This window comes from Streptomyces sp. NPDC029296 (assembly GCF_055569255.1).
In genome coordinates this window covers 104,875-123,020 of record NZ_JBVHXT010000032.1, presented here as the reverse complement: position 1 = coordinate 123,020, position 18,146 = coordinate 104,875, and the positions used below count along the sequence as shown (strand labels likewise).

At 73.3% G+C, this 18,146-nt stretch carries 16 protein-coding genes and 1 pseudogene; 5 read left to right on the top strand and 12 right to left on the bottom strand.

The features are described from left to right. Window positions 1-122: 122 nt before the first annotated feature. A complete protein-coding gene (locus tag ACZ4W9_RS26715) occupies window positions 123-2,183 on the bottom strand; it encodes an N-acetylmuramoyl-L-alanine amidase (RefSeq protein WP_467940038.1) in 2,061 nt (686 codons plus the stop codon). 253 nt (window positions 2,184-2,436) lie between these two features. Continuing rightward, complete coding sequence (locus ACZ4W9_RS26710) at window positions 2,437-3,936, bottom strand: M1 family metallopeptidase (RefSeq protein WP_467940036.1); 1,500 nt, start codon at window positions 3,934-3,936, stop codon at window positions 2,437-2,439. 279 nt (window positions 3,937-4,215) lie between these two features. Here ACZ4W9_RS26710 and ACZ4W9_RS26705 point away from each other — a divergent pair, with 279 nt between their 5' ends. Next, a complete protein-coding gene (locus ACZ4W9_RS26705) occupies window positions 4,216-5,826 on the top strand; it encodes a peptide-N4-asparagine amidase (RefSeq protein ID WP_467940034.1) in 1,611 nt (536 codons plus the stop codon). A gap of 102 nt (window positions 5,827-5,928) precedes the next feature. Here the strand turns inward: ACZ4W9_RS26705 and ACZ4W9_RS26700 are convergent, their stop codons facing one another. Then, complete coding sequence (locus tag ACZ4W9_RS26700; RefSeq protein WP_467940032.1) at window positions 5,929-6,378, bottom strand: MarR family winged helix-turn-helix transcriptional regulator; 450 nt, start codon at window positions 6,376-6,378, stop codon at window positions 5,929-5,931. Between the two features lie 114 nt (window positions 6,379-6,492). Between ACZ4W9_RS26700 and ACZ4W9_RS26695 the strand changes: the two genes are divergently transcribed. Next, complete coding sequence (locus ACZ4W9_RS26695; RefSeq protein ID WP_467940030.1) at window positions 6,493-8,295, top strand: ABC transporter ATP-binding protein; 1,803 nt, start codon at window positions 6,493-6,495, stop codon at window positions 8,293-8,295. A 43-nt stretch (window positions 8,296-8,338) separates the two neighbouring features. Then, window positions 8,339-9,238 carry an endolytic transglycosylase MltG gene (mltG, locus tag ACZ4W9_RS26690; protein ID WP_467940028.1) on the top strand — a complete coding sequence of 300 codons (900 nt, stop codon included), beginning with the start codon at window positions 8,339-8,341 and terminating at the stop codon, window positions 9,236-9,238. Window positions 9,239-9,249: 11 nt separating this feature from the next. On the opposite strand, the gene ACZ4W9_RS26685 is transcribed toward mltG, so the two are convergent. The 5 genes from ACZ4W9_RS26685 to ACZ4W9_RS26665 form a co-directional block, all read right to left on the bottom strand. Beyond that, on the bottom strand, window positions 9,250-10,332 hold the full coding sequence (locus ACZ4W9_RS26685; protein ID WP_467940026.1) for an NAD(P)-binding domain-containing protein: 1,083 nt from the start codon (window positions 10,330-10,332) through the stop codon (window positions 9,250-9,252). A gap of 162 nt (window positions 10,333-10,494) precedes the next feature. Beyond that, on the bottom strand, window positions 10,495-11,502 hold the full coding sequence (locus ACZ4W9_RS26680) for an ABC transporter substrate-binding protein (protein WP_467940025.1): 1,008 nt from the start codon (window positions 11,500-11,502) through the stop codon (window positions 10,495-10,497). A 54-nt stretch (window positions 11,503-11,556) separates the two neighbouring features. Next, the gene (locus ACZ4W9_RS26675; protein WP_467940024.1) at window positions 11,557-12,294 is read right to left on the bottom strand and encodes an ABC transporter ATP-binding protein; all 738 of its coding nucleotides are present in this window, start codon (window positions 12,292-12,294) and stop codon (window positions 11,557-11,559) included. Continuing rightward, window positions 12,267-13,157: an ABC transporter permease gene (locus ACZ4W9_RS26670; RefSeq protein ID WP_467940022.1), complete on the bottom strand. Its 891-nt coding sequence runs from the start codon at window positions 13,155-13,157 to the stop codon at window positions 12,267-12,269. The genes ACZ4W9_RS26675 and ACZ4W9_RS26670 overlap by 28 nt, the downstream gene beginning before the upstream one ends. Before the next feature lie 132 nt (window positions 13,158-13,289). Then, complete coding sequence (locus ACZ4W9_RS26665; protein WP_318206137.1) at window positions 13,290-13,373, bottom strand: putative leader peptide; 84 nt, start codon at window positions 13,371-13,373, stop codon at window positions 13,290-13,292. A gap of 123 nt (window positions 13,374-13,496) precedes the next feature. Here ACZ4W9_RS26665 and ACZ4W9_RS26660 point away from each other — a divergent pair, with 123 nt between their 5' ends. Next, window positions 13,497-13,919, top strand: coding sequence for a secondary thiamine-phosphate synthase enzyme YjbQ (locus ACZ4W9_RS26660; protein WP_467940020.1), 423 nt, complete (start codon window positions 13,497-13,499; stop codon window positions 13,917-13,919). Window positions 13,920-13,978: 59 nt separating this feature from the next. On the opposite strand, the gene ACZ4W9_RS26655 is transcribed toward ACZ4W9_RS26660, so the two are convergent. Then, the gene (locus ACZ4W9_RS26655) at window positions 13,979-14,386 is read right to left on the bottom strand and encodes a DUF5997 family protein (protein ID WP_467940018.1); all 408 of its coding nucleotides are present in this window, start codon (window positions 14,384-14,386) and stop codon (window positions 13,979-13,981) included. An 81-nt stretch (window positions 14,387-14,467) separates the two neighbouring features. Here ACZ4W9_RS26655 and ACZ4W9_RS26650 point away from each other — a divergent pair, with 81 nt between their 5' ends. Beyond that, on the top strand, window positions 14,468-15,268 hold the full coding sequence (locus tag ACZ4W9_RS26650) for a LysR family transcriptional regulator substrate-binding protein (RefSeq protein ID WP_467940016.1): 801 nt from the start codon (window positions 14,468-14,470) through the stop codon (window positions 15,266-15,268). A 375-nt stretch (window positions 15,269-15,643) separates the two neighbouring features. Here ACZ4W9_RS26650 and ACZ4W9_RS26645 read toward each other — a convergent pair whose 3' ends face one another. The 3 genes and pseudogenes from ACZ4W9_RS26645 to ACZ4W9_RS26635 form a co-directional block, all read right to left on the bottom strand. After that, complete coding sequence (locus tag ACZ4W9_RS26645; RefSeq protein WP_467940014.1) at window positions 15,644-17,143, bottom strand: MFS transporter; 1,500 nt, start codon at window positions 17,141-17,143, stop codon at window positions 15,644-15,646. Beyond that, window positions 17,140-17,569 (bottom strand): annotated as a pseudogene (locus ACZ4W9_RS26640) (HAD family hydrolase); the annotation flags it as partial. The pseudogene ACZ4W9_RS26640 and the gene ACZ4W9_RS26645, both read right to left, overlap by 4 nt. A gap of 57 nt (window positions 17,570-17,626) precedes the next feature. Further along, entirely contained in the window at window positions 17,627-18,106 is a 480-nt protein-coding gene (locus ACZ4W9_RS26635) for an Lrp/AsnC family transcriptional regulator (RefSeq protein ID WP_181797548.1), read from the bottom strand. Window positions 18,107-18,146: the final 40 nt, after the last annotated feature.

The following is an 18,146-nucleotide window of genomic DNA, read 5'->3' as shown; positions in this document are numbered from 1 at the left end:
GTTTTTTTATGGTTTGGGGGACGTCAAACTGTTTTTCCCAGGCGGCACAAAACCTCCTGCGTTTGCCGCGTGGGGCCCCGCCCTCGGGCAGCCCCCCCCCCCCCCCCCCCCCCCCCGTGCCGTCATCGTCCGGCGGCCCCGGCCGCCCCGGCCGGGTGCTCCTGGGGAGACGGTGCCGCTGCCGACGCCGACGCCGACGCCGGCGACGAAGACGAGGACGAGGACACGACGTCCACGTCACCGGCCCGGACGTAGGCGAGGCGGTGACCCAGCTGGATCTCGTAGTACTTCTCCCGGCCCCACACCACCGGGTTCGGCGCGTCCGTGAAGGACTTGGGGGTGTAGGAGCTGCCCACCCCGGACTGCGTCACGTACCGCTGGCCCGTCTGGATGCTGTACGGCAGCGGGGACTCGTCCGGCTCGTCCACGTCGTCCGGGTACGCCTCCTCCTCCGGGAGGGCGCGCCCGTACACCGGGACCTCGTCCAGGCCCTCCTTCGGCGTGACCATGCGTCCGGCCGCGCCGACGGCGGTCGGACGGTTCCGGGGATTCTTGAACCAGGCCTTGTGTCCCTGGAACCAGATCGCCGTCCAGTCGCCGCTGCGGTCGGCGACGGCGAAGGTCTGGCCGGCGGAGACGCGCGAACCCAGGTCGTTGACGTCCCTGGTGGAGTCGTCGCCGTCCGGCTTGCGGCCCGGGTCCTGGATCAGCGGGGCGCGCTCGCTCGGCTCGGTGTACAGCCGGACGGCGCTGGAGCCGTGCGGCCGACACGGTGAACCGCTGCGGGCGCAGCCCGTGAAATCCGGCTGGTGCGTGGCGTAGTCGGGCAGGATGGTCACCATGTCACTGTCCGGTCCCGCCGTGGCCCGCAGCGGCGCGCCCAGGAGGTCGAAGTAGTGGCGCCAGTCCCAGAAGGGGCCGGGATCGTCGTGCATGTCGGGGATGCTGTCGGCGGTCGGGGCCGGCACGTTGTCGTGGCCGAAGATGTGCTGCCGGTCCAGCGGGATGGCGTACTTCTTCGCCAGGTACTTCACCAGGCGTGCCGAGGCCTGGTACATCCGCTCCGTGTACCAGGTTCCCGGCTGGGTGAGGAACCCCTCGTGCTCGATGCCGATGGAGCGGGCGTTCACGAACTGGCTGCCCGAGTGCCAGGCCTCGTCCTTGGTCTTGACGTGCTGGGTGACACGGCCGTCGCTGGAGCGGATCGAGTAGTGCCAGGACGACTCCGTGGGGTCCTGCACCGTCTGGAGCATGCTCGGCAGCTCCGCCTCCGTGTCGTGGATGACGATGTACTCGATCGGCTGGTCCCGGGGGCGGTCGGCCAGGTCGTGGTTGCCGTACGCGCTGTCGTCGATCTCCTCGTAGGGGGCGCCGAGCCAGTCGCAGGCCAGCTCGGCGGGGCACTCGACGTCCTTCTGCCGCTGCGGGCCCCGCGCGGCGGCGGGGCGGTGGCGCGGCCGGACACGGGGGGTGGCGGGGAGCGTGACCTCCTGTCCCTCGGCGGTGGTCCGGTGCGCGCCGCGGCGGATCAGGGCGAAGACGTCGTCGGCGTAGGCGGCGGCCGACGTGATGTCACGGGTGCCAGGGAAGCGCGCCACCGTTTCCCACCAGTCTCCCGGGTCGGCGCTGAGGGGTTTGCCGAGCTGCCGTTGGGTGGCCGCGAGGAGCGCCGCACCGCCGCGTACGTTGGCGACGGCGTCCTTGCGCAGGCGTTCGGCCGGGACGTGGATCAACCGTGCCGCGTTGGGCAGGTCCGCGGGCTGCACGGCGTGGCCGGGCGAGGCGTCGGCATTCTCCGGGGCGGCCGGCCCGGGGGCCGCGGCGCCCGGACGGGTGCGGACGCCGTCCGCCGCCTGCGGGTCGGCGGACGGGGCCGGGGCGGTGACGAGGTCGGGGTCCAGCAGGTGCATCGGCCCGAAGCCGCCCGCGACGCTGGGCGTGCCGGGGTGGGAGTCCCAGCGCGACTGCGCGTAGGACACGCTCATGAGGACACTGCGCGGCACGTGGAACTCGCGCGCGGCTTCCGTGAAGGCATCCTGCAGTTGACGGTCGGACGGATCGGCGCAGCCGGACATCGGGAGGATCAGCAGCGGTGGCAGCAGCACCGACCCCGCGATCACGCAGGCCGTACGGCGGCATCTCCGGACGGCACCGGGGACACGAGCAGCGACAGTTCTTCTCATTGCAGAGGTTCTCCCAACCACGCTCGTTCGCAACCAGGGCAGAGGAGTTGCCCGTCGCGCCACCCCTTGTACGTTTCCGTGCCCCGCGCGCCGTGTCGTGGCGAGCGTCACCGGGGTGGACCAGCGGTCCCCCAGAGGCCACCCGGTCGGCGGCAGTGACTCCGCTGCCCGGGGCAACCAAACGCGACCAAGAACGATCGCCGTCCGCGACCACCCGCCGCCGCCCGGACCGGTCACCCGGTCGCTCGGCCGCTCAGTCCTCGACCGGGTCCGGCCGCCAGTCGGGATGCCCCGGCATCGGCGGGGTGTGCGGTCCGTACAGCCACGAGGTCAGGAACGGGCCGAGGTCCTCGCCCGCGACCTGGGAGGCGAGGGCGGTGAAGTCCCGGGTGCCGGCCGCCCGGCCCCGGTAGACGGTCACCCAGGCCCGCTCGATCCGGCCGAAGGTCTCCTCGCCGACCTTCTCGCGCAGCGCGTACAGCACCAGCGCCGAACCGTCGTACCGCATCACCTTGAACAGCGTGGCGTCGGTGGGTTCGGCGGGGGCTCCCTCGTCGTGGCGCCACTGGTCGTGCTGTTCGTACGCCGCCCGCATCACGGACTCCAGGCCGGCCCCGCCGTGCTCGCCGGAGTACAGGCGTTCGTAGAATCGGGCGTGACCCTCGCTCAGCCACAGGTCGGACCAGCGGCGGACGGCGACGCTGTCCCCCGTCCAGTGGTGGGTCAGCTCGTGCACGAGGTCGCGTTCGGCGTCGACCCGGTCGCCCAGCAGGTCGTCCCGGGGCAGGACGGAGAGCGACTGGGTCTCCAGCGCCACCGGCAGGTCGGTGTCCCCGACCAGGACGCCGTAGCGGCGGAACGGGTACGGGCCGAGCCGCTGTTCCAGCCAGGCCAGGTGGTCCGGGGTGAGCGAGCGGTACTCCTCGGTGTCCGCGACCAGCCCGTCCGGCACCACGTCTCGGACGGGCAGCCCGCGCGGCCCCTCGCCGTCGACGAACGTGAACCTCCCGATCGCCAGCTGTACGAGCTGCGCCGCGATCGGCTGTTCGGAGTCGTACGTCCAGCGGGTACGGCCGTCGGGTTGCCGGACGGTGCCGACGAGCCGGCCGTTGGCCACCGCGGTCAGCCCGGGAGGGGTCGTGACGCGGAAGGTGACGGGCGCCCGCAGGCTGGGATGGTCGTTGGCCGGGAAAATCATCCGGGCGCCGTCGGGCTGTGCGCAGACCACGGTCCCGTCGGACGTGGGCACCCAGCCGTAGTCCTGGATCGCGTCGTCGCGGTGGCGTTGCCGCGTCGGATCGGCGGTGTACGCGACGCGGACGGTGAACGCGCCGCCGCGGGGGATCGGCTTGGCGGGGGTGATGACGAGTTCGTCGCCGTGGCGTTCGGCGGCGGCCGGTGCCCCGTCGACGGTGACGCGGTGCAGTGTGTTGCCCGCGAAGTCCAGGTCGAAGCGGGACAGGGCCTGGGTGGCGGTGGCGTGGAGGGTGGCGCCGGCCCGGAAGGGCGTGCGGGGCGCGAGCCAGTCGAAGTCGAGCGTGTACCGGCGGACGGTGTAGCCGCCGTTGCCGGCGAGCGGCATGAGCGGGTCGCCGATGCCGGGCGCGCCGGGCGACGGGGCCGGACCGGCGGTGGCGCCGGGGACGGGGACGGGGGCGCCGCGCCCGGGGCGGGGGCCCGGACCGGCGAACAGGGCGGTACCGGTGACGGCGGCTGCCCCCGCGAGCGCGGCGGCTGCGATGAGCGTGCGCATGGCCCGGCGGCGCCGTGCCGATGCGCGGGTGACCGGCCCCTTACCCGTGGCCGGCGCCTTCATCGCGGGTGTCCGTGGGCGGGGAGAGGAGCGGGGCGCCCGGCGACGGGACCGACGGTCGTGATCTCCATGCCCGCACTATGCCAGTAAAGTGCGCTTATATAACTAAATGTCACTTCTCTGGGTGCTCGTGTGGTGTCCCGGGACGGCTGTCGTCATCCCGCCGCCGCGTCCGAGGCGTCATTGCGGGCCGGGCCGTCTCCCCGTAGAACACGGGCCATGAGAAGAAAGTCAGTCATGTCCATGATCGCCGGGGCGACCCTCCTGGCAAGCGCGCTCTTCGGCACGGCCGCGCCCGCCGCCCAGGCGGTGGACGTGCCCGCCGAGTTCGGCTCCGACTGGCACGACCCGGTGACCGCGGCCCCGCCCGTCGACCGGCCGCACACCCGCTCGTGCCAGGTCACCCTCGCCGACGCGCGGTTCCGTGACTTCACGCCCTACCGCGGCGCCTACGCGCCCCCCGAGGGCTGCGGCGACCGCTGGAGCAAGGTCGTCCTGCGCCTCGACGGCAAGGTGAAGGGCCGTCAGTACGACCGGCTCGGCTATCTGCGCGTCGGCGGCGTCGAGGTCCTGCGCACCTCCACCCCGGAGCCCTCGCCCGACGGCATCGAGTGGCACGTCGAGAAGGACGTCACCCGCTACGGCGAGACCTTCCGCACCGCCCGGGACGTCGAGATGCTGATCGGCAACGTGGTGGACGACACCTACACCGGTGTCATCGACGTACACGTCACCCTGACCTTCTACGCCGGACGCCCCGCGGCCCCCGCCCCCGACCGCGTCCTCACCCTCGACGAGACGTCCGCCGGTACGACGCTCACCACCCCGCGCAACAGCGAACGGATCGTCGCCGAGGTGTACGCGACGGGTTCGGGCGGTGGCTGCGAGGAGTTCTGGTACCTGACCGTCGCCGACCCGGCGCCGTACTCCTGCAAGGCCGACCACGGCCCGTACCGCGAGGTGCGGATCAGTGTCGACGGCCGGCTCGCCGGCATCGCGGCGCCGTTCCCGCACGTGTGGACGGGCGGCTGGTCCAACCCCTTCCTCTGGTACGTCGTCCCGGCCCCGCGCGCCTTCGACGTCCGGCCCGTCGAGTACGACCTCACGCCCTTCGCCGGTCTGCTCAACGACGGCCGGCCGCACCGCGTCGAGGTGTCCGTGGCCGGGGTGCCGACGGGGCAGCCGGGCTGGAGCACACCGGTGAACGTCCTCGTGTGGCAGGACCCGCACCGGGCCCGTGTCCCCGGCGCGCTCACCGCGGACACGGCCACCGACCCCGCGAACTCCTCGGTGTACACGCCCGGCCGGGAGCACCGCGTGGATACCGGGGCGGGGCACCGGCTCACCGTCTCCGGGTATCTGGACACCTCTCACGGACGGGTGACCACCACCGTCACCCGGACGCTCGCCCACACCTCCGTCCACCGCTGGACCGACGGCGAGAACACGGACGGACTCGACGCCTCCTGGAGCGACGACGAGTCGGTCCGGACCGCCGGTCCCGGCCCCGCGCGGACGACGCGCACGCACCGGACCTACGTCATGAACGGCACCGTCACCCTCGGCCCGGACGGCCGGCTGCGCACCCGGCTCACCCTCGGCGACCGGGCGTCGGCGGTGACACGGGAGGGCGGCCGGCGCGTCGCGTGGACACGGCTGGACGACACCTACGCCGGCGACGCCTCCTACACCCTCGACGTCCCGCGTGACCAGCGGCACGCGGTCGGCACCTCGACCGAGCGCTACCGCCTCCTCGGCCCGGCCGGCTGCCACGACCGCTCGCTGACCGCGGTCCAGGGCGTGCTCACGGAGGACCGCGACCGCTGCTGAGCCCGGCCCACGGCGGTGGCCCCCCCGCTCCCCGGGCGGGCCGTCCCCGGGCGCGGAGGCCTCGGTGCGGAGGCCTCGCGGCGGGGGCCACTGCCGAAGGGGTCAGCAGCGCGGCGCGGCGTCCCCGTCGATCAGCGTGTCCAGCAGTACGCCGAGCAGCTGACGCTCCTTCTCCGTCAGCGGCGCCAGTATCTCCTCGGCCGCCGAGCGACGGGCGCCGCGCAGTTCGCGCAGGGTCGCGCGGCCCTCGTCCGTCAGCTCGATCCGGGTCACGCGCCGGTTCGCCGGGTCCGGCGCCCGCCGTACCTTGCCGCTCGCCTCCAGGCCGTCGACCAGCGTCGTCACCGCGCGCGGCACCACCTCCAGCCGCTCGGCCAGGTCGGCCATGCGCGGCGGCGAGGGGTAGTGCGCGAGGGTGCGCAGCAGCCGGGACTGCGCCGGGGTGACGCCCAGTGCACGCTGTTCCAGATGGTGTTTCTGGATGCGGTGCACCCGGCGGGTGAGCCGCAGCAACTGCTCGGCGAGCGCGCTGTCCGCATCGGGGGTGGTCATGCGGGAACAATATCAGGATGCCGTTCATTGTGAGTATAGGTAACAATGAGCTACGATCAGTCAGGCTTCGCCGGCCGTCCCGGGTCCGGCGCCCGTTCCCCTCCGTAGGAGCCCATGCATCCCGACCGTGAACCCTCCTGGACCCCACCTGCCGACGCCGGCGAGCAGCCCCGGCAGGTGCGCCGCATCCTGCGGCTCTTCCGTCCCTACCGCGGGCGGCTCGCCGTCGTCGGGCTGCTCGTCGGCGCCTCCTCGCTGGTCTCGGTGGCCACGCCGTTCCTGCTGCGGGAAACGCTCGACGTCGCCATTCCCGAGGGCCGCACGGGTCTGCTGAGCCTGCTCGCGCTCGGCATGATCCTCAGCGCCGTCCTGGCCGGCGTCTTCGGCGTGCTCCAGACGCTGATCTCGACCACCGTCGGCCAACGGGTCATGCACGACCTGCGCACGGCGGTCTACGGCCGGCTCCAGAGCATGTCGCTCGCCTTCTTCACCCGCACCCGCACCGGCGAGGTGCAGTCCCGCATCGCCAACGACATCGGCGGCATGCAGGCCACCGTCACCTCCACCGCCACCTCCCTGGTCTCCAACGTCACCAGCGTGGTCGCCACGGTCGTGGCGATGGTCGCGCTGGACTGGCGGCTGACGATCGTCTCGCTCGTCCTGCTGCCGGCGTTCGTCTGGATCAGCCGCCGCGTCGGCAACGAACGCAAGAAGATCACCACCCAGCGGCAGAAACAGATGGCCGCGATGGCGGCCACCGTCACCGAGTCGCTCTCGGTCAGCGGCATCCTCCTCGGCCGCACCATGGGCCGCTCCGACTCCCTGACCGCGTCCTTCGCCACGGAGTCCGAGCGCCTGGTCGACCTCGAGGTCAGGGCGAACATGGCCGGGCGCTGGCGCATGGCCGTGATCACGATCGTGATGGCCGCCATGCCCGCCGTCATCTACTGGACCGCCGGCCTCGCCCTCCGGTTCGGCGGCCCCGAGGTCTCCCTCGGTACCATCGTCGCCTTCGTCTCGCTCCAGCAGGGCCTGTTCCGTCCGGCCGTGAGCCTGCTCGCGACCGGCGTCCAGATCCAGACCTCGCTGGCGCTCTTCCAGCGCATCTTCGAGTACCTGGACCTGCCCGTCGACATCACCGAGCGCGAACGGCCGGTCCGCCTCGACACGGTCAAGGGCGAAGTCCGCTTCGAGGACGTCGCGTTCCGCTACGACGACAAGGGCGGCCCCGTCCTCGACGGCGTCGACATCACCGTGCCGGCCGGCGGCAGCCTCGCCGTCGTCGGCCCGACCGGCGCCGGCAAGTCCACGCTCGGCTATCTCGTACCGCGCCTGTACGACGTCACCGGCGGCCGGGTCACGCTGGACGGGGTGGACGTCCGCGACCTCGACTTCGACACCCTCGCCCGCGCGGTCGGTGTCGTCTCCCAGGAGACCTACCTCTTCCACGCCTCGGTCGCCGACAACCTGCGCTTCGCCAAGCCGGACGCCACCGACGAGGAACTGCACGCGGCGGCCCGGGCCGCGCAGATCCACGACCACATCACCGCGCTGCCCGACGGCTACGACACGGTCGTGGGCGAACGCGGCCACCGCTTCTCCGGCGGCGAGAAGCAGCGCCTGGCCATAGCCCGCACCATCCTGCGCGATCCGCCGGTCCTCATCCTGGACGAGGCGACCAGCGCGCTCGACACCCGCACCGAGGCGGCCGTCCAGCAGGCCATCGACGCGCTGTCGGCCGACCGCACCACGATCACCATCGCCCACCGGCTGTCCACTGTCCGCGGCGCCGACCAGATCGTGGTGCTGGACTCCGGCCGCGTCGCCGAACGCGGCACGCACGAGGAACTGCTGGAGCGCGACGGCCGGTACGCGGCCCTGGTGCGCCGCGATGCGCAACTGCGACCGACAGACTGAACATATGCCAGATTTATGACGATGTGCGTATTAACGTGCCCGCATGCAGACGAACACTCCGCCACGGAGCATCCGACTGACACGCCGGGGCAGACTCGTCACCCTCGTGGCCGGCGCCGTCGCGGCCGGCACCGTCGTGGCGGTGCCGCTGCTGCTGCTCGCGGGCGACCGCGAACAGACCAGTCCCGCCACACTGGTCATCCCGGAGGGCTGGCGCGCGAGCCAGGTGTACGACGCGGTCGACAAGGCGCTCCGGCTGCCCCCGGGCAGCACCCGCAAGTCGCTCGGCAAGGCGGCGCTCAGACTGCCCGGCGAGGCCGAGGGCAACCCGGAGGGCTATCTCTTCCCGGCGACGTACCCGATCCCGGAAGGCGCGACCCCGGAGTCACTGCTGCGCACCATGGTCGACACCGCCAACGACAAGTACGGCCTCGCGCCGGTCACGGCGGGGGCCCAGCGCAACGCCATGAACCTCCACCAGGCCGTCACCGTCGCCAGCATCGTCCAGGCCGAGGCGGGCACCAAGGCGGACATGGGCAGGATCGCCCGGGTCATCCTCAACCGGCTGGCCCGCGGAATGCCGCTGCAGATGGACTCGACCGTCAGCTACGCGCTCGACCACGACCCCGTCCAGGGCGGCCAGAGCAGCGGCCAGGTGCAGAGCCCGTACAACTCCTACCAGCGCATGGGTCTGCCCCCGACCCCGATCGACAACCCCGGCGCGGACGCGATGCGCGCCGCCCTCAACCCCACCCCGGGCGACTGGCTCTACTTCGTCACGATCCGGCCCGGCGACACCCGCTTCACCGCCGACTACGACGAGCACCTGCGGAACGTGGCCGAGTTCCACGCCGTCCACCAGAGCGCGGCGCCGGCATCGCCGGACGGCGGCGTGCCGTGGTCCTCGCCTTCCCCGGACCCCGCGCAGCCCTCGGACGGCTGAGCGGCGGCACGTCACGCGGCGAGGGCCTCCCCGTCCAGCAGCCGACGGATGTCCCGGACGGCCGCGCGCCCGGCCCGGTTGGCCCCGATAGTGCTGGCCGAGGGACCGTAGCCGAGGAGGTGGACCCGCGGATCGGCGACCGCGCGCGTGCCCTCCAGGCGGATGCCACCACCCGGTTCGCGCAGCCCGAGCGGGGAGAGATGGTCGAGCGCGGCCCGGAAACCGGTCGCCCACAGGATCACGTCGGCCGCCACCTTCCGCCCGTCCCGCCACTCCACCCCGTCCGGGGTGATCCGGTCGAACATCGGCCGCCGGTCGAGGACCCCGTCCGCGAGACCCCGCCGGATCGCGTCGTTCAGCGGCAGCCCGGTGACCGAGACCACACTGCGCGGCGGCAGTCCCCGGCGCACCCGCTCCTCCACCAGCGCGACGGCCGCGCGGCCCGCCTCCTGGTCGAACGGTCCCTCGCGGAAGACCGGGGGCCGCCGGGTGACCCAGGTGGTCGCGGCGGCGTAGGGGGCGAGCTCCAGCAGATGCTGGGTGCCCGACGCCCCACCGCCCACCACCACGACCCGCAGGCCGGCGAACTCCTCGGGACCCGCGTACCGCGCGGTGTGCAGCTGCCGTCCCCGGAAGGTCTCCTGGCCCGGGTAGCGCGGCCAGAACGGCCGGTCCCAGGTGCCGGTCGCGTTGATCAGGGCCCGGGTCGCCCAGGTGCCGTCCGACGTCTCCACGAGCAGCCGCCCTCCGGTGCCCTCGCGCACCGCGCGGACGTCCACGGGCCGCCGGACCCGCAGGTCGAAGGCGTGTTCGTACCGGTCGAAGTACTCCCGGACCACCTCGGCCGAGGGCCGCGCCGGGTCGGCGTCCGTCAGCTCCATGCCGGGCAGCGCGTGCATCCCGTGCACCTTGCCGAACGTCAGCGAGGGCCACCGGAACTGCCAGGCGCCGCCGGGGCCGGGGGAGTGGTCGAGGACCACGAAGTCGCGGTCCGGGCCGTACCCGGACCGCCGCAGGTGATAGGCGGCGGACAGACCTGCCTGGCCCGCGCCCGCCACGACGACCTCGACCTCGGCCCTGCGTGCTGCGTTCATGCCTGTCCCCAACAGGAACCGGCACAGGGATCTTCCCGGTGGCCCGGTGGCCCGGTGGCCCGGCGTGCCCCGGCGGACATCCGGGTCCCGCGGTACTTCCACGGCCGTCCCCGCTCTCCTCCCTCAGCCCTTGTCCGGGTCGTCGGTCTTCGGCCGGGGACGTCACTCCTTGGCCGGGGTCGTCGACGGCGGGAGCCCGCCGTTGTACCGCCGGTCCACGAAGTCGCCGAAGCCGACCTTGCGCGGGATGAGCCCCAGCCCGGCGAAGGCGTCGGCGATCCGCTGCTCCGAGGCGACCAGCGGTCCGTCGACGGCGACCGCGACGCGGGTGGAGTTCGTGCGCCGCACGGAGGCCAGTGCCACCTCGTACGGCAGACCGGTGTCTTCGGCCCACACCTTGGCCCACTCCTCCTGGTGGCCGTTCACCCAGTCCGTGGCCCGCCGCAGCCGCGCCAGGTAGTCCTTGATGGCGGCGGCCTTCTCGCGGTCCTTCAGCGCGGCGGGCGAGGCGACCTGGAAGGTGAGGCCGTTGGTGACGCCGTCCCCGGTGGTCAGCACCCGGCCCTGCTTCGCCTGGAGGATCTGCGAGGTGTACGGGTCCCAGACCGCCCAGGCGTCGATCTTGCCGGAGGTGAACGCGGCGAGCGCGTCGGCCGGCTGGAGGTACTTGACCTTCACGTCGGACAGGCTCAGCCCTGCCTTCCCGAGTGAGGCGACCAGCTGGTAGTGGGCGGACGAGCCCTGGGCGACGGCGACGGACCTGCCCTTGAGCTGCCGGGGCGCGGTCAGTTCGGAGCCGTTCGGCACGAGGATGGTGTCGCCCCTGGAGGTGCCGTGCCAGGCCGCCACGACGGTGATCTTCGAGCCGGCGCCGGCCGCGAAGACGGGCGGGGTGTTGCCGACGCCACCGATGTCGACGGCCTTGGCGTTGACGGCCTCCAGCAGCGGTGGGCCGGAGGTGAACGTCGACCACTTGATCTTGTAGTGCAGGTTCTCCAGTTCTCCGGCGGCGCGCAGGATGGCCTCCGAACCGCCCTTCTGGTCGCCGATGTCCAGCGTGACCGAGCCCGTTCCGTCGGTGTCGGTGCTCGCGGACGAGCTCCCGCCGCAGGCGGTGAGCAGCAGGGCGAAGGGCAGGAGGAGCGCGGCGGGGAGGAGTCGTCGTCGCATGAGGTTCCGTTCCGGTGCGAGGAGGCGAGGAGGCGAGGAGGCGAGGGGCGCAGGTCAGGTGGTTTCGGCGGTGGTGTCGACGCCGAGGAGTCCGAGCAGCCGGGCGCGGAGCGCGGCGAACCGGGGATCGGTGATCTCGCGCGGCCGGTCGAGGCCGATGTGCTGCTCGTGGGCGATCCGGCCGTGGTCCATCACCAGGACGCGGTCGGCGAGCAGCACGGCCTCCTCGACGTCGTGCGTGACCAGCAGCACCGCGCAGCCCCGGCGCTGCCACACCTCCCCGACCAGGTGCTGGGCCTTGATCCGGGTGAGCGCGTCGAGGGCGCCGAACGGCTCGTCGAGCAGCAGCAGATCGGGTTCGCGCACCAGGGCGCGGGCGAGGGAGGCGCGCTGGGCCTCGCCGCCGGACAGCGTCTTCGGCCAGGCGTCGACGCGGTGATCGAGGCCGACCTCCTCCAACGCCCGTTCGGCGACGGCCCGGTCGGGCCTGCCGGGCAGTCCGAGCAGGACGTTGCGCCACACCTTCTTCCAGGGCATGAGCCGGGGTGCCTGGAAGGCGACGGCCCGGCGGCGCGGGACCAGTGCCGTCCCCTCGATGTCCCGGTCCAGGCCCGCGAGGATGCGCAGCAGGGTCGACTTGCCGCATCCGCTGCGGCCGAGCAGGGCCACGAACTCGCCGGGGGCGATGTCGAGTCGCAGATCGTCGATGACCGCGCGGCCGTCGAAGGAGCGGGTCAGCCCCTCGACACGGACCGCGGGCGCGGTCACCGTCCGGTGAACGTCGGTCGCCATTGCAGCAGCAGCCTTTCGAGGGAGCGGACGACGAAGTCGGCGAGCAGGCCGAGGAAGGCGTAGACGATCAGGCAGACCACGATCACGTCGGTCCGCAGGAAGTCCCGCGCCTGGACCATCAGGAAGCCGATGCCGGCGTCGGCGTTGACCTGCTCGGCGAAGACGAGCGCGAGCCAGGCGATGCCGAGCGAGTAGCGCAGCCCGGTCAGCGCCCCGGGCAGCGCGCCCGGCAGGACCACGTGCCGTACCAGCCCCCACCGGGACAGCCCCAGCGACTCACCGGCCTCGATGAGCTGGGAGTCGACACCGCGGATGCCCGCGTAGACGTTGAGGTAGAGCGGGAAGGTGACGCCGAGCGTGATGATCGCGGTCTTCGGGGCCTCGCCGATGCCGAACCAGATGATGAACAGCGGGATGAGACCGACGAACGGCACCGTCCGCAGCATCTGCACCGGCGCGTCCACCAGGTCCTCGCCGATCCGGAACAGCCCCGCGACTAGGGCGAGTCCGGTGCCGGTCACCGTGCCGAACAGCAGGCCCAGCGCCACCCGCCGGAGCGAGGTCGCCATGGCCGACGGCAGCGAGCCGTCGCCGACCAGGTCCCAGCCGACCCGGGCGATCCGGCCGGGCGAGGCGAGCACGTCCGCGGTCAACAGCCCTGTGGCGCTGAGGAGTTGCCACAGGGCCAGGAGCAGGAGCGGGCCGGTGGCGCGGCGCAGCCAGCGGGGGATCCGGGCGCGGCGGACGGAGGCGGGGACGACGCGCTGGAGTTCGGGGGAAGCGTCCCCGTCAGGGTGTTCCGGTGCGGAGATACCGGAAATGTCGGTCGATGGGGGGTTGGGTGGGGCGTGGCTGATGCTCATGGACGCTCCAGAGGAGGGGAACGGCTCCGCGCCACCTCGCCATGCTCAGGTCAATGAGCGGTCAAGGCGTGCGTACGGGCAGGCGGGGGCGGCCCGGAGTCCGAGCGGAGGAGAAAGAGAGGGGGAGGGGCGTCAGCGACCGAGGGGACACGCGGCGGAGGCCACCCGCAGCAGGTCGATGTGACCGCGCGTGGTGAGCAGGGCTGAACGCGACATGCGGCCGAACGTAGCCAGAGGGGCGTGCACAGGTCAACGGTGTCTCGCGTTATGGACCGGCCGTATCAGAAATGGGGGGGTGCCGGGACGTGTGAAAACCGGCGTATGGGTCAGGATGGGGGCATGTCCGATGCCTTCACCACGCGCATGCTGCACGTCTCCACCGGTTCCCGGGAGCGTGTCGTCGATCTGACCGCCGACTGCGAGGAGTTCCTGCGGGAGGCGGCGGCCGGCCGGGACGGTCTGCTCAACATCTTCGTCCCGCACGCCACCGCCGGGATCGCCGTCATCGAGACGGGCTCCGGCAGTGACGACGACCTCCTCGCGGCCCTGCACACGCTGCTGCCCGCCGACGACCGCTGGCAGCACCGGCACGGCAGCCCCGGCCACGGCCGCGATCACGTCCTGCCCGCGATCGTCCCGCCGCACGCCACCCTGCCGGTGATCGACGGCCGGCTGGAACTGGGCACCTGGCAGTCGGTGTGCCTGGTGGACACCAACAGGGACAATCCCGACCGCCGGGTACGCCTGAGTTTCCTCGGCTGAGTCCCCTCGGCTGGGCCGCTGTGTCGGCCGAGGCGACTCAGCCGGCCGAACCGGACGGGTCAGTGACGCTCGGCGGCGTCCTCCTGGTCCGTGTTCTCCTTCTTCAGGTTCTTCAGCCGCACGGCTTCCTTGCGGACCTCGGCCTGGGTGGCGCGCTCCTTCTCCAGCCACTCGGGCCGCTCCTGCTTGAGCGCCTCGATCTGCTCGGTGGTCAGCGCCTCGGTCACGCCGCCGCGGGCCAGGCCCGCGATGGACACACCCAGCTTGGCGGCCACCACCGGGCGCGGGTGGGGACCGTTGAGCCGCAGCTCGCGCAGCCACTCCGGCGGGTCGGCCTGGAGCTCGTTCAGCTCGGCGCGGGTGACCACACCCTCCTGGAAGGAGGCGGGGGTGGCGGGGAGGTACACACCCAGCTTCTTCGCCGCGGTCGCGGGCTTCATCGTCTGGGTGCTCTGCTGCGACTTCATGAGGTCAAGGGTATCGGCCGCCTGCGCGGACGCCGACCACGGCCGGGACCGGGGGACGCCGGCGGCCGGTAGTCTGGCCTGGTGACAGGCTCGGAGGAATCACCGTCGTTCCGGCTCGCGTACGTTCCCGGGGTGACGCCCGCCAAGTGGGTGAAGGTCTGGAACGAACGCCTGCCCGGCATCCCGCTCGCCCTCGTCCAGGTCCCGGCCGCCGAGGCGCCCGGGGTGCTGCGCGCGGGGGAGGCGGACGCGGGCCTCGTCCGGCTGCCGGTCGACCGTACGTACTTCAGCGCGATCCCGCTGTACACCGAGACCACGGTGGTCATCGTCCCCAAGGACCACCTGATCACGGCCGCGGAGGAGGTGACCCTGGCCGACCTCGCCGACGAGGTGCTCTTCCACCCGCTGGACGACGTCTTCGACTGGGACGCCCCGCCGGGCGAACCGGCCTTCGAGCGTCCCGCCACGACCCCGGACGCCATCGAGCTGGTGGCGGCGAACGTCGGCCTCCTGGTCGTACCGCAGTCGCTGGCCCGCCTCCACCACCGCCGCGACCTCACCTACCGCCCGGTCGTCGACGCGCCGCAGTCGAGCATCGCGCTGTCCTGGCCCGAGGAGGCCACCACCGACCTGGTGGAGGACTTCATCGGCATCGTCCGCGGCCGCACGGTCAACAGCACCCGGGGCCGTACGACGGCGAACCCCGGGAACGACTCCCGGGGCACCCGCACCGACCAGCAGAAGCCGGCGGCGAAGTCCTCCGGCAAGTCGTCGTCGAAGGCGTCGGCGAAGTCGTCCGGGAAACCGGCGGGCCGTACGGCGGGCGCCCGCACCGGCGGCGCCCGGCCGGCCAAGCGGGGCAAGCCGCGCCGGAGGTCGTGAGGCGGGCCGCCGGGCGCGGGACCCGCCGGCAGGAGCACGGACCCGCCTCGGCCGGAGACGGCCGGAGACCGCGGGGGCGTACGGCCTGACGCGGGGCGGGGCCGCAGACTCGGTACGGGGCTGGCGCGAGGCCGGGCGCGACGGGGACCGCCTCACTCGGAGGCTTGCGCGGGGCGGGGCCGCGGGAGCGTTCGGCTCGACGCGGGGCGGGGCGTGCGAGGGGCTACGGCCCGACACGGGCCCGCGGGGGCGAGGGCGGGCGCCGCCTGGCTGACGCGGCGCCGGAAGGCGTAAGGACGTGCTGCCCTACGAGGGGCTGAGCGCGGCCGGTCGCCCGGGACGGTACGCCCGCCGACCCGCCCGCCTCCCCTCCCCTCACGCACCGGGCCGCACCCCCTCCTCGACGCCGTCCTCTCCCCGGCCCCGCCCGACGGGCTCCACAGTCTTCTCCGGCTCGGGCCGCACATGGCGTTCCCGCAGGTCGGCGACCGCGAGCAGCAGGGCGACCAGGATGATGCCCACGGCGGAGAGCAGCCCGAGCTGCATCGCCGTATCGGTGCGGCCGTGGTTGGCGAGGTGGGCGAAGTACACCGAGCCCACCACCGCGATCCCGGCCGCCGAGCCGACGCGCTGGCCCGTCTGGAGGACACCGCCGGCCGCGCCCGCCCGCTGCACGGGGACCCGGGTGAGTGTGAGGGTGGTGTTCGGGGAGACCGTCAGGCCGGAGCCGATGCCTCCGACGAGCAGCGGCAGCGCCGACGCCCAGCCCACGTTCGGCCCCGGGGCGAGGGCCACCGCCACCATCACGCCGAGCAGCCCGAGGGCCACGCCGCCCAGCCCGATGACGACCAGCTTGCGGCCGAACCGCACCACCAGCCGGCCCCCGGCGGCGGCTCCGACCGCGGAGGCCGCCGCGAAGGGCAGGACCGTCAGCCCCGACGCCAGCGCGCTGTAGCCCACGCCGTTCTGCAGGTACAGGGCGTAGAGGAAGAAGACGGTGGTGAAGCCCGCGAAGTAGGTGAGGCTGATCAGCGCGCCGAGGGTGAACGAGCGCAGGGAGAACAGGCCGAGGTCCACCAGCGGGGCGCGTCCGAGCAGCGCCTGCCGGCGTTCCCAGGCCCAGAACGCGCCCAGCAGCAGCAGTGCGACCGGCAGCAGCGCCCACTTCTCCCGGCCGGTCCACTGCTGCTCCTGCACCAGGGGCAGCATCAGCGCGAGCACGCCCGCGCCGAGGAGCAGCACCCCGAACAGGTCGAACACCTCGCGCTTGCCTGCCGCCGGGTAGCGGGGCAGCAGCCGCACTCCCGCGACGAAGGCGGCCACCCCGATCGGCAGATTGACGAAGAACACCCAGCGCCAGCCGTCGGCGGTGCCGGCGGCGTCGATCAGCAGCCCGCCCACCAGCGGGCCCGCCGCCGTGGACACCCCGATGACCGTGCCGAGCACACCGAAGGCCTTGGCCCGCTCGGCGCCCTGGAACATCTGCTGGATCAGCCCCGAGGTCTGCGGCGCGACCATGCCCGCCGCCGTGCCCTGGATCAGCCGGAACACCACCAGCCAGCCGGGGCCGGAGGCGAGCCCGCACGCCAGCGAGGCCACCGTGAACAGGGCGAGGCCCCACAGGAAGGCCTGCCGCCGGCCGCGCATGTCGCCCAGCCGGCCGGCCGGGACCAGCGCGAGCCCGAAGGTGAGGGCGTACCCGGAGACCACCCATGACTGGACCGCCTCCGAGGCGCCCAGCCCGTGTTCCAGGGAGGGAAGTGCCACGTTCACGATCGAGGTGTCGAGGAGCGAGATGAATCCCGCGGCCAGACAGACCCCGAGCGCCTTCCACCGCCGCTCGTCGGGGGCGGGCCGTGCCTGGACTGTGCTCATGGGGTCACGCTAAGCAGCCACGGCCCGCCGCGCATGCGCAGAGGGCCGTCCGTAGCGGGACCCGGTCGGCGGGCCCCGTCGCGCAGCCGCGCCCACGCCGGCCGCGCCCGGAGGTCCGCCCGGCCGCCGCGCGGCAGCAGGGACGCGGTGGTGAACCCGGGGGCGTCCGCCCGGGCGGGGACGTGGGGCAGGGCGGCGACGAAGCGCATGCCGGCCGCGTGGGCCGCGGCGGCGCCGGGGGCCGCGTCCTCCAGGATCACGCAGGCGGCCGGGGTGCACCGAGGCGGCGGATCGCCTCCACCAAGAGGTTTGCCGTGGGGGACCTCGCCGGCCGAGACCGTCGTCCGCAGGTGGGAGGCGAGGCCGGTGCCCCGTCAGGACGGCCTCGACGGCCTCCGGGGAGGAACCGGAGGCCCCCGCCATGGGGTCGGAGACGACCGGGAGTGTGCCGGGATCGCCCACGGCGCCCGGTATGCCCCCCCGTCAGCCGCGGGCCGTCGCCCGGCCGACCGACTCCACCAGCGGCAGCAGCCGGTACGGGACCCGCTCGCGCAGCGCCACCTCGGTGCGGGTGCGCACCACGCCCGGGAGGCTGATCAGCTTCTGGATCACGTCCTCCAGATGCGCGTTGTCCCGGCCCACCACGCGGGCCAGCAGATCCCCGCCGCCGGTGATCGAGAAGGCCTCCACGATTTCCGGTACGGCGGCCAGCGCGTCCCCCACGTCGTCCAGATGCCCCTGGGTGACCTCGATGTGCACGAACGCCAGCACCGGATGGCCCAGCGCGGCGGCGGAGAGGGAGGGGCCCGTGCCGGTGATCACGCCGTCCCGTTCCATCCGGTCCAGCCGGGCCTGGAGCGTGCCCCGGGCCACGCCGAGGATGCGGGCGTACTCGCGCACGCTGGTGCGCGGCTGCTCCAGGAGCAGCCGCAGGATGCGGGTGTCGAGCTCGTCCACGGCCATGAGGGACGACTGTACCAATGGCCCAGCCGCCGGGGAGCCG

Excerpts from the sequence above, each read along its gene's own strand:
- ACZ4W9_RS26715 (WP_467940038.1), bottom strand. The coding sequence starts at position 2,183 with ATGAGAAGAACTGTCGCTGCTCGTGTCCCCGGTGCCGTCCGGAGATGC.
- ACZ4W9_RS26710 (WP_467940036.1), bottom strand. The coding sequence starts at position 3,936 with ATGCGCACGCTCATCGCAGCCGCCGCGCTCGCGGGGGCAGCCGCCGTC.
- ACZ4W9_RS26705 (WP_467940034.1), top strand. The coding sequence starts at position 4,216 with ATGAGAAGAAAGTCAGTCATGTCCATGATCGCCGGGGCGACCCTCCTG.
- ACZ4W9_RS26700 (WP_467940032.1), bottom strand. The coding sequence starts at position 6,378 with ATGACCACCCCCGATGCGGACAGCGCGCTCGCCGAGCAGTTGCTGCGG.
- ACZ4W9_RS26695 (WP_467940030.1), top strand. The coding sequence starts at position 6,493 with ATGCATCCCGACCGTGAACCCTCCTGGACCCCACCTGCCGACGCCGGC.
- mltG (WP_467940028.1), top strand. The coding sequence starts at position 8,339 with ATGCAGACGAACACTCCGCCACGGAGCATCCGACTGACACGCCGGGGC.
- ACZ4W9_RS26685 (WP_467940026.1), bottom strand. The coding sequence starts at position 10,332 with ATGAACGCAGCACGCAGGGCCGAGGTCGAGGTCGTCGTGGCGGGCGCG.
- ACZ4W9_RS26680 (WP_467940025.1), bottom strand. The coding sequence starts at position 11,502 with ATGCGACGACGACTCCTCCCCGCCGCGCTCCTCCTGCCCTTCGCCCTG.
- ACZ4W9_RS26675 (WP_467940024.1), bottom strand. The coding sequence starts at position 12,294 with ATGGCGACCGACGTTCACCGGACGGTGACCGCGCCCGCGGTCCGTGTC.
- ACZ4W9_RS26670 (WP_467940022.1), bottom strand. The coding sequence starts at position 13,157 with ATGAGCATCAGCCACGCCCCACCCAACCCCCCATCGACCGACATTTCC.
- ACZ4W9_RS26665 (WP_318206137.1), bottom strand. The coding sequence starts at position 13,373 with ATGTCGCGTTCAGCCCTGCTCACCACGCGCGGTCACATCGACCTGCTG.
- ACZ4W9_RS26660 (WP_467940020.1), top strand. The coding sequence starts at position 13,497 with ATGTCCGATGCCTTCACCACGCGCATGCTGCACGTCTCCACCGGTTCC.
- ACZ4W9_RS26655 (WP_467940018.1), bottom strand. The coding sequence starts at position 14,386 with ATGAAGTCGCAGCAGAGCACCCAGACGATGAAGCCCGCGACCGCGGCG.
- ACZ4W9_RS26645 (WP_467940014.1), bottom strand. The coding sequence starts at position 17,143 with ATGAGCACAGTCCAGGCACGGCCCGCCCCCGACGAGCGGCGGTGGAAG.
- ACZ4W9_RS26635 (WP_181797548.1), bottom strand. The coding sequence starts at position 18,106 with ATGGCCGTGGACGAGCTCGACACCCGCATCCTGCGGCTGCTCCTGGAG.